The sequence below is a fragment of the Stenotrophomonas sp. AGC87 genome, from assembly GCF_057333975.1.
This window is the reverse complement of the sequence record NZ_JBHFHW010000042.1, coordinates 23,431-25,334: the sequence shown is the minus strand read 5'-3', so window position 1 is coordinate 25,334 and position 1,904 is coordinate 23,431. Positions and strand designations below refer to the sequence as shown.

Here is a 1,904-nt window from a genome sequence, read left to right as displayed (position 1 = left end):
GCCGCGCCGTGAGCGAGCCGGCCGCCGACACGGCCGTGATCGCCAAGATGGTGCGGGTGATGATGCTGGCGCCGTTCCTGATCGGGCTGTCGATGCTGCTGGCACGCGGCGGCGCGACGGCCGCGTCCGGCCAACGCGCGAAGATCGTGGTGCCCTGGTTCGCGTTCGGCTTCGTGGCAGTGGCCGGGCTCAACTCGCTGCAGGTGTTGCCGGCGGCGGTCGTCAGTGCGGCGATCGATCTGGACACCGTGCTGCTGGCGATGGCGATGGCCGCGCTCGGTCTGACCACGCATGCCTCGGCGCTGCGCAAGGCCGGGATGAAGCCGCTGCTGCTGGCGCTGCTGCTGTTCGGCTGGCTGCTGGCGGGCGGGCTGGGGATCAACCTGGGCGTGCACGCGCTGCTCGGCTGAGGCACGCCGGGCGGACTTCTGCGACACTACCGCATGTCTGAATTCTCCTCCCTGCCGCTGAAACCAGCGCTGCTGCCCGGCATCGATGCCATGGGCTATACCTCGCTCACCCCCGTGCAGGCCCAGAGCCTGCCGGCCATCCTTGAGCGCCGCGATGTCATCGCACAGGCCCCGACCGGCAGCGGCAAGACCGCGGCCTTCGGCCTGGGCCTGCTGCAGGCGCTGGACCCATCGGTGACCCGTGCCCAGGCGCTGGTGCTGTGCCCGACCCGCGAGCTGGCCGACCAGGTCGGCAAGCAGATCCGCAAGCTGGCCACCGGCATTCCGAACCTGAAGCTGCTGGTGCTGACCGGCGGCATGCCGCTGGGCCCGCAGCTGGCCTCGTTGGAAGCGCACGACCCGCAGGTCGTGGTCGGTACGCCCGGGCGCATCCAGGAACTGGGCCGCAAGCGCGTGCTGCACCTGGGCGGCGTGACCACGCTGGTGCTGGACGAAGCCGACCGCATGCTCGACATGGGCTTTGAAGAGCCGATCCGTGAGATCGCCGGGCGCACCAGCAAGGACCGCCAGACGCTGCTGTTCTCGGCGACCTTCCCGGATGAGATCCGCGAGATCGCCCGCGTGCTGCTGCGCGATCCGGTGGAAGTGACCGTGGAAGGCGCCGATCATGCGCCGGCGATCCGCCACCTGTTCTGCGAGACCGAGCTGGCACTGAAGCAGAAGGCGCTGGCCGGCCTGCTGCTCAAGTACACGCCGGAATCGGCCGTCGTGTTCTGCAACACCCGCCGCGATGTCGACGATGTCGCCATGTCGCTGCAGCAGTTCGGGTTCTCCGCGCTGCCGCTGCACGGCGAGATGGAACAGCGCGACCGCGACGAAGTGCTGGTGCGCTTCGCCAACCGCAGCTGCAACGTGCTGGTCGCCAGCGACGTGGCCGCGCGTGGCCTGGATGTGCAGGATCTGGCTGCGGTGATCAATTACGAACTGCCGACCGATATTGAAACCTATGAGCATCGCGTGGGCCGTACCGGCCGTGCCGGTGCCACGGGCCTGGCGATCAGCCTGGTGACGCACCGCGAGCGCAGCCGCGCCGATGCGCTGGAAATGGCACAGGGCAAGCCGCTGGACTGGCAGAAGACGCCGCTGGCCACCGCACGCCCGCCGGTGCTGCCGCAGGCCGCGATGACCACCCTGCGCATCGATGGCGGCAAGACCGACAAGCTGCGCCCGGGCGACATCCTCGGCGCACTGACCGGCGATGCCGGGCTGGCAGCCAAGTACATCGGCAAGATCGACATCTACGCCACGCGTTCGTATGTGGCCATCGCGCGCGAACATGCCGGCCGGGCGATCGCCCAGCTGGAAGCGGGCAAGATCAAGGGCCGCCGGTTCCGCGTCCGCAAGATGGATGTCTGAGCGGTAGAGCCGACCGTTGGTCGGCTGCGCTTTCGTCGCGGCGTTTGAGGTGCCGGCCAGCGGCCGGCACTACCGGTG

2 protein-coding genes are annotated in these 1,904 nt (G+C 69.3%); both read left to right on the top strand.

Features of this window, described 5'->3' with window-relative positions; genetic code table 11:
* The coding region (locus ACE026_RS17315) for a putative sulfate exporter family transporter (RefSeq protein ID WP_486040039.1) at positions 1–410 on the top strand (410 nt) is incomplete at its 5' end.
* A gap of 33 nt (positions 411–443) precedes the next feature.
* Positions 444–1,826: an ATP-dependent RNA helicase DbpA gene (gene dbpA, locus ACE026_RS17310; RefSeq protein WP_486040038.1), complete on the top strand. Its 1,383-nt coding sequence runs from the start codon at positions 444–446 to the stop codon at positions 1,824–1,826.
* Positions 1,827–1,904: the final 78 nt, after the last annotated feature.